This is a genomic window from Pseudomonas sp. IT-P74 (assembly GCF_949768175.1).
Taxonomy (GTDB): domain Bacteria; phylum Pseudomonadota; class Gammaproteobacteria; order Pseudomonadales; family Pseudomonadaceae; genus Aquipseudomonas.
In genome coordinates, this window is sequence record NZ_CATKQD010000086.1 from 1 (window position 1) to 236 (window position 236).

Annotated in this window: 1 pseudogene; it reads right to left on the minus strand. The window is 64.4% G+C overall.

Features of this window, described 5'->3' with window-relative positions:
- Positions 1-236 (minus strand): annotated as a pseudogene (locus tag ACM6J5_RS25965) (hypothetical protein); the annotation flags it as partial.

The window sequence follows — 236 nt, forward strand, 5'->3', positions numbered from 1 at the left end:
GGCGTCGTGCCGTCGAGGGCGCTCCAGCTGTCGATTTGCGCCTCGCCCAGGGCGGTACTGTTCATGCCGGCAACGGCCACGCCCAGTTGCGCTTCGAACGCCAGGCCGTTGCCGCTGTCTTTGGCATCGTAATAGGCAAAAGCCTCGAGCAACGCGGTGCTGTTGAGCCACTGCAAATGATCGGCGGCGCGCTGGTCCTTGATCGCATCGGCTTGGGCGACGGCCGCATCAAACTC